This is a genomic window from Streptomyces sp. AC558_RSS880, assembly GCF_019049255.1.
Classification (GTDB): Bacteria; Actinomycetota; Actinomycetes; order Streptomycetales; family Streptomycetaceae; genus Streptomyces.
The window spans coordinates 1-7,145 of record NZ_JAGMUJ010000052.1 but is presented as its reverse complement, the minus strand read 5'-3'; the positions used below and the strand labels follow the sequence as shown (position 1 = coordinate 7,145).

At 68.1% G+C, this 7,145-nt stretch carries 7 protein-coding genes and 1 pseudogene; 6 read left to right on the top strand and 2 right to left on the bottom strand.

What is annotated here, in order from left to right; translation table 11 throughout:
- Positions 1-120: 120 nt before the first annotated feature.
- The 4 genes from KUM38_RS19620 (at position 121) to KUM38_RS19605 (ending at position 1,908) form a co-directional block, all read left to right on the top strand.
- On the top strand, positions 121-297 hold the full coding sequence (locus KUM38_RS19620; protein WP_217130705.1) for a hypothetical protein: 177 nt from the start codon (positions 121-123) through the stop codon (positions 295-297).
- A 155-nt stretch (positions 298-452) separates the two neighbouring features.
- Positions 453-830: a BlaI/MecI/CopY family transcriptional regulator gene (locus KUM38_RS19615; protein WP_254397456.1), complete on the top strand. Its 378-nt coding sequence runs from the start codon at positions 453-455 to the stop codon at positions 828-830.
- 9 nt (positions 831-839) lie between these two features.
- A complete protein-coding gene (locus KUM38_RS19610) occupies positions 840-1,373 on the top strand; it encodes an amino-acid N-acetyltransferase (protein WP_217130703.1) in 534 nt (177 codons plus the stop codon).
- Positions 1,374-1,572: 199 nt separating this feature from the next.
- Positions 1,573-1,908 carry an Lsr2 family protein gene (locus KUM38_RS19605; RefSeq protein ID WP_004928054.1) on the top strand — a complete coding sequence of 112 codons (336 nt, stop codon included), beginning with the start codon at positions 1,573-1,575 and terminating at the stop codon, positions 1,906-1,908.
- Here the strand turns inward: KUM38_RS19605 and KUM38_RS19600 are convergent.
- Positions 1,887-2,624: an SCO3374 family protein gene (locus KUM38_RS19600; RefSeq protein WP_217130702.1), complete on the bottom strand. Its 738-nt coding sequence runs from the start codon at positions 2,622-2,624 to the stop codon at positions 1,887-1,889. The genes KUM38_RS19605 and KUM38_RS19600 overlap by 22 nt on opposite strands.
- Before the next feature lie 431 nt (positions 2,625-3,055).
- Between KUM38_RS19600 and KUM38_RS19595 the strand changes: the two genes are divergently transcribed.
- The gene (locus KUM38_RS19595) at positions 3,056-5,581 is read left to right on the top strand and encodes an ATP-dependent Clp protease ATP-binding subunit (RefSeq protein WP_217130701.1); all 2,526 of its coding nucleotides are present in this window, start codon (positions 3,056-3,058) and stop codon (positions 5,579-5,581) included.
- Between the two features lie 86 nt (positions 5,582-5,667).
- Here KUM38_RS19595 and KUM38_RS19590 read toward each other — a convergent pair whose 3' ends face one another.
- On the bottom strand, positions 5,668-6,306 hold the full coding sequence (locus tag KUM38_RS19590; protein ID WP_217130700.1) for an HAD family acid phosphatase: 639 nt from the start codon (positions 6,304-6,306) through the stop codon (positions 5,668-5,670).
- A gap of 441 nt (positions 6,307-6,747) precedes the next feature.
- Between KUM38_RS19590 and KUM38_RS19585 the strand changes: the two are divergent.
- Positions 6,748-7,145, top strand: a pseudogene (locus KUM38_RS19585) (M23 family peptidase); the annotation flags it as partial.

Sequence of the window (7,145 nt, the reverse complement as noted above, 5' to 3'; positions counted from 1 at the left end):
CCCCCCGACCGCCCCATCCCCACCCCCGGCGAGGTCTTCCCCCGCCGCAAACCCGCTCCGCCCCCGTCGGACCGGCACCTGGCCGTCGGCTGACGGCCCCCGCTGTCCTACCCTGGACCCATGGACTACGTCTCCGCGCTCCTCCCCCCGGCCGTCATGGCCGTCTTCTTCATCGGCGTGATCCGGGTGATCGTGAAGACCCAGGGCGGCGCCAACAAGACCAAGGAGGACGCCGCGGTCGACGCGGCCCTCGCGCGGGCGCAGGGCTCCCGGCCCGCCCCCGAGAACGAAGCCTGACCCCAGCCACCCCCTCCCGGCGTACGACCCAAGGTCGTACGCCCTTTTTGTTCGTTTTTGTCGGCGATCACGCCCGTTCGGCACGCCATTGTCGTGATTCACCACTATTGTTCTGAGTTGTGCCTCGCCCACTGGGAGAACTCGAAGACGCGGTCATGACGCGGGTGTGGAAGTGGAACCGCCCGGTGACCGTTCGGGAAGTCCTGGAAGATCTTCAGAAGGAACGGTCCATCGCGTACACCACGGTGATGACCGTTTTGGACAATCTCCATCAGAAGGGCTGGGTGCGCCGAGAGGCGGAAGGCAGGGCCTATCGATATGAGGCGGTCTCCACTCGCGCCGCCTACGCCGCCGCGCTGATGAACGAAGCGTGGTCGCAGAGCGACAACGCCGCCGCCGCTCTCGTCGCGTTCTTCGGCATGATGAGCGAGGAACAGCGTCAGGCTCTCACCGACGCGGTCCGCATCGTCCAGCTCCCGGAAACCCCCGCCGACGAGAACCCCGGCTCCACAGAGGGTCGGAGCGGACGATAGCGTCCGCACATGTCCGCAGACAGCCCTGAAGTCCCCGCAAAAGCCATCACGGTCCGACGGGCCCGCACCAGCGATGTCCCCGCCGTGCGCCGGCTCCTTGACGCCTACGTCCGCGGGCGCATCCTGCTCGACAAAGCGACGGTGACGCTTTACGAGGACATCCAGGAGTTCTGGGTCGCGGAACGGGACGACAACGCGGAGGTGGTCGGCTGCGGTGCCCTGCACGTGATGTGGGAAGACCTCGCGGAAGTCCGCACTCTCGCCGTGAAGCCGGGCCTGAAGGGCGCGGGCGTCGGGCACCGGTTGCTGGAGAAGTTGCTGGAGACCGCCCGCTGGCTCGGCGTTCGGCGCGTATTCTGCCTGACCTTCGAAGTGGACTTCTTCGGCAAGCACGGCTTCGTGGAGATCGGTGAGACGCCCGTCGACACCGATGTGTACGCGGAGTTGCTGCGCTCCTATGACGAGGGCGTCGCGGAGTTCCTCGGCCTCGAACGCGTGAAACCGAACACCTTGGGCAACAGCCGGATGCTTCTGCATCTGTGATCTGCGCGAGGTGCCCTATGTCCGAAACGCGCACGTTTCCGTGCCGGATGCGGGCGGCAGGTCTCTGTCAGGGGTTTGTGTTTTTACGGCAAAAGCGGTTTGCTTTCCGGAGTACTGCAGTACTGCATATAACAAGGGGCGGCGATACGGCGGACGCCGGCACACCCCGGCCCTCAAGTTATCGATGAAAGGAAATCCGGTGGCACAGAAGGTTCAGGTCCTTCTTGTCGATGACCTCGACGGCGGCGAGGCGGACGAGACCGTGACGTTCGCGTTGGACGGCAAGACGTACGAGATCGATCTCACCACCGCCAATGCGGACAAGCTCCGTGGCCTTCTCGACCCTTACGTGAAGGGCGGTCGTCGTACCGGGGGCCGTGCTTCGGGCGGTCGCGGAAAGGCGCGTGCTTCTTCCGGCGGCAGCCAGGACACCGCGGCCATCCGCGCGTGGGCGAAGGAGAACGGTTACGAGGTCAACGACCGCGGCCGTGTCCCCGCGTCCATCCGCGAGGCCTACGAGAAGGCCAACGGCTGACCGTCGGCCCGTACGGCGGCGACCGCATCCGCGCGCCGCAGCCGGACCCGGTGGATCTGCGTCGCCACCGTGTCCACCAGCCGCACGAGATCCGGGGGGCCGTCACCGTCCCCCCGCGCACCACTCCTCGTGCCCATCGCCGACAGCGTCGGCAGCGAGGCCTCGGCCTCATGTCCCGGCTCGGGGGGCCGCAGCCACACGGCGGCCCCCTGCGATCCACCACGGCCCAGGGGGAGCGGCCGGGTGGTGGGACCGGCATCGCCGTCGGCACAGGCGCCTGCACCGGCACCGGTACCGGCATCGCCGCCGGCACTGACACTGACACCGGCATCAGGGGGCCAGGGGGCGTCCATGAGCCCTCCCGCGCCGATCGCCACCAGGTCCAACTCCAGTGCGCCCCAGTCCAGCCACTCCAGCAGCCCCGGCAACTCCTCCGCGCTGCCCGCTGCCACCAGCAGCCGCATCCGGTCGTCCCGCAGGGCCACCGGGAACCCCCGGCCGAGCCCTCCCGAGCGTTCCAGGCGCTCCAGCGCCGCGCGTCCCGCCTCCGCGGGCACGTCCAGGACGTCGAAGCGCACCCCCACCGCCAGCCGCACCGGCACTCCGGGCACCGTGGGCCACCCCAGCGCGTTCTCGTACCAGAGCCGCACCTCGTCGTCGCTCGGCGCGAGCGACCGGTGGGGGAACGGCACTGCGGGGGCGACGGACCGAACCATGCCCGACGCAACGCCCCGGCGCCCTTCGGGTTACGCTGGGTGTCCATGCGTAAGCGAGGGGTGTCGAACAAGGGGGCGCGCGGGGGTGCGGGGAGGCGCAAGGTTGTTCGCCCGTAGCGGAGGGAACCCGTGCACGCGGCATGGACTGTCCGTAGCAGCGGGTAAGACATCCCTAGTGGGAGGGGGCGACACGCAGGACGGGACGTCTTCCGTTCGCCATGGGCGTACTGGCGAAGGGGGTAACTGCCTGGCCTGCGGGAACATCGTCTCGCACCATCGGGTTGGAGCAGATGTCGGCGTGAGCGGGGTCAGGAGGCCATCGACGGTGTCGGCAGTTGGAATGAGCGGTCCCCGCTTGCGGGACTAAGCTGCGGAAGGACAGGGAGGGGAAGTTCCCCCCACTGCCTGACCGCTCTGAGGAGCGATTAACGATGTTCGAGAGGTTCACCGACCGCGCGCGGCGGGTTGTCGTCCTGGCTCAGGAAGAAGCCCGGATGCTCAACCACAACTACATCGGCACCGAGCACATCCTCCTGGGCCTGATCCACGAGGGTGAGGGTGTCGCCGCCAAGGCCCTTGAGAGCCTCGGGATTTCGCTCGAGGCGGTCCGCCAGCAGGTGGAGGAGATCATCGGGCAGGGCCAGCAGGCCCCGTCGGGTCACATCCCCTTCACCCCCCGTGCCAAGAAGGTCCTGGAGCTGTCGCTCCGCGAGGCCCTTCAGCTGGGCCACAACTACATCGGCACGGAGCACATCCTGCTCGGCCTGATCCGTGAGGGCGAGGGCGTCGCCGCCCAGGTCCTGGTCAAGCTGGGTGCAGACCTCAACCGCGTGCGGCAGCAGGTGATCCAGCTGCTCTCCGGTTACCAGGGCAAGGAGACCGCCACCGCCGGCGGTCCTGCCGAGGGCACTCCCTCCACGTCCCTGGTCCTCGACCAGTTCGGCCGGAACCTCACCCAGGCCGCTCGTGAGTCCAAGCTCGACCCGGTCATCGGGCGCGAGAAGGAGATCGAGCGGGTCATGCAGGTGCTGTCCCGCCGTACCAAGAACAACCCGGTGCTGATCGGTGAGCCCGGCGTCGGCAAGACCGCCGTCGTCGAGGGCCTCGCCCAGGCCATCGTCAAGGGCGAGGTGCCCGAGACCCTCAAGGACAAGCACCTCTACACCCTGGACCTCGGTGCCCTGGTCGCCGGCTCCCGTTACCGCGGTGACTTCGAGGAGCGCCTGAAGAAGGTGCTCAAGGAGATCCGCACCCGCGGCGACATCATCCTGTTCATCGACGAGCTGCACACGCTGGTCGGTGCGGGTGCCGCCGAGGGCGCCATCGACGCCGCGAGCATCCTCAAGCCGATGCTGGCCCGCGGTGAGCTGCAGACCATCGGTGCGACCACGCTGGACGAGTACCGCAAGCACCTGGAGAAGGACGCGGCCCTGGAGCGCCGCTTCCAGCCGATCCAGGTCGCGGAGCCGTCCCTGCCGCACACGATCGAGATCCTCAAGGGCCTGCGCGACCGTTACGAGGCGCACCACCGCGTCTCCATCACGGACGAGGCCCTGGTGCAGGCGGCGACGCTCGCCGACCGCTACATCTCGGACCGCTTCCTGCCGGACAAGGCGATCGACCTGATCGACGAGGCCGGCTCGAGGATGCGCATCCGCCGGATGACCGCGCCGCCGGACCTGCGTGAGTTCGACGAGAAGATCGCCGGCGTCCGCCGCGACAAGGAGTCCGCGATCGACTCGCAGGACTTCGAGAAGGCCGCCTCCCTGCGCGACAAGGAGAAGCAGCTCCTCGCCGCCAAGGCGAAGCGGGAGAAGGAGTGGAAGGCCGGCGACATGGACGTCGTCGCCGAGGTCGACGGCGAGCTGATCGCCGAGGTCCTCGCCACGGCCACGGGCATCCCGGTCTTCAAGCTGACCGAGGAGGAGTCGTCCCGCCTGCTGCGCATGGAGGACGAGCTCCACAAGCGGGTCATCGGCCAGAACGACGCCGTCAAGGCGCTGTCGAAGGCGATCCGCCGTACCCGTGCGGGTCTGAAGGACCCGAAGCGTCCCGGTGGCTCGTTCATCTTCGCCGGCCCGTCCGGTGTCGGTAAGACCGAGCTGTCCAAGGCGCTGGCGGAGTTCCTCTTCGGTGACGAGGACGCGCTGATCTCCCTCGACATGTCGGAGTTCAGCGAGAAGCACACGGTCTCCCGCCTCTTCGGTTCGCCCCCCGGCTACGTGGGCTACGAGGAGGGCGGTCAGCTGACGGAGAAGGTGCGCCGCAAGCCGTTCTCGGTCGTCCTCTTCGACGAGGTCGAGAAGGCCCACCCGGACATCTTCAACTCGCTGCTGCAGATCCTGGAGGACGGTCGCCTGACCGACTCCCAGGGCCGGGTCGTGGACTTCAAGAACACGGTCATCATCATGACGACCAACCTCGGCACCCGGGACATCTCCAAGGGCTTCAACCTGGGCTTCGCCGCCGCGGGCGACACGAAGACCAACTACGAGCGCATGAAGAACAAGGTCTCGGACGAGCTCAAGCAGCACTTCCGGCCCGAGTTCCTCAACCGCGTCGACGACGTGGTGGTCTTCCCGCAGCTCACGCAGAGCGACATCCTGCGGATCGTCGACCTGATGATCGACAAGGTGGACGAGCGTCTGAAGGACCGGGACATGGGCATCGAGCTCTCCCAGTCCGCCAAGGAGCTGCTGTCCAAGAAGGGCTACGACCCCGTGCTGGGCGCCCGGCCGCTGCGCCGGACCATCCAGCGGGAGATCGAGGACTCGCTGTCGGAGAAGATCCTCTTCGGCGAGCTGCGTCCCGGTCACATCGTGGTCGTGGACACCGAGGGCGAGGGCGAGTCCCAGACCTTCACCTTCCGCGGTGAGGAGAAGTCGGCCCTGCCCGACGTCCCGCCGATCGAGCAGGCGGCCGGCGGAGCCGGCCCGAACCTGAGCAAGGAGGCGTAGCCGCCGCGCTCGGCCTGAACGGAAAAAGGGGTCTGCCCCGGGACACACGTCCCGGGGCAGACCCCTTTTCCGCGGCTGCGGCCGGTTCAGGAGAGCTGACCGTCGTAGTCCGGCAGCTTGAAGGTCCTCTCGGCGTGGCCGCCCGACAGGTCGGTCGCGCTGTTGCCGATGTTGGCGATGATCGTGTAGCCCTTGGCCTCGATGTTGACGCGCTGCGCGGTCTTGTAGTCGGCGACGTTCTTGAACAGGTCGAAGAACCCGCGGACGTACAGGCCGGCGGACTCGTAGCCGGCCTGGTCGAGGTTCCACTCGGTGGGCGCGTGGATGATGCCCGGGCGGGCGGTCACGAAGAACACGGCGACGCCGTGCTCCTGGGCGTACTCCGCGGCCTCCAGGACCGGCTCGTTGGCGGGCTGCGGGAAGCTGAACCCGAAGTCGGTCTCCAGCGCGGTGTTGTCGACGTCGAGGACGATCGCCTGCTTCTCGCCCGGCGCGGTGTCACCGATCCGCTGCTTCAGGTAGGGCAGGGCCTGGTCCATGACCGCCCGGCAGTCCCGCTGCCAGGTGTCGTAGTCGACGTCCGCCGCCGCGGTGGCGGCTGCCACCGGGGAAACGGCCGGTGAAGCGGGGGTCGTGGCTTCGGCCGGTGCGGCCAGGGCCACCAGGGCGGCCGCGGAGACGGCGGTGACCGATGCGCGGATCGGCCAGGAGCGGCGGCTTCTCATCTCGTGGGGGTCCTCTCACGTCCGTGACGCTGCCAACGTGTCGTGTGCATGTTCGTCTGCGAGGGTGACGCGAGGTGAACCGTAGGGTTACCGGACGGTAGGCGCCTAGAGGCCTGCGCCACATTCGTGGAATGGCCGAACCCGGTCGCCGGTGACATGCCGCACAGGCGCTTTGTCCGGTACTAGGCGGAATAGTGGCCAAAGCCCTCCTTTAAAACGGACATTTACCCCACCTTTCTGATCGATCAGCTCTAAATGGGGGGTTTCACCCGGTAAGGGTGATGCGTCAAGAGACGTGCATCTCAGTGCAGATCTACGAGCTTCCGTCGTAGGTCACACCTTTGCGCCGTTATGTCCGGAGGGGCTACCAATGAATCACCACCGAGGCGCGGATCCGTCCGCCGGGTGGTTTTCCTCTGTCCCCCTCCTGATGAGGTGTGTATGTCCCAGCGCGTCACGTCCCGTTCCTCCCGCACCGCGTCCCTGATCCGCACCCGCGCGGCCGTGCTGGCCGCCGGACTGGGGGCCTCGGTCGTGATGGGAGCCGGGGTCGCGGCCGCCGCCGACACCACGGCCGCGTCCGGCGTCGCCAGTGCCGTCGAGGCGCAGGCCGCCGCCCAGGCCCAGGCCGCGAAGGCCCAGGCCGCCCAGGTCGAGAAGGCCGCCGAGGCGAAGGCCGCCCAGGCCGAGAAGGCCGCTCAGGCCGCCGCCGAGAAGCAGGCGTCCTGGATCGACCCGGTGAAGAGCTACAAGCTGTCCGCGAGCTTCGCCCAGAACGGCGGCATGTGGGCGTCCAAGCACAGCGGTCAGGACTACGCCGTCCCCACCGGCACCCCGGT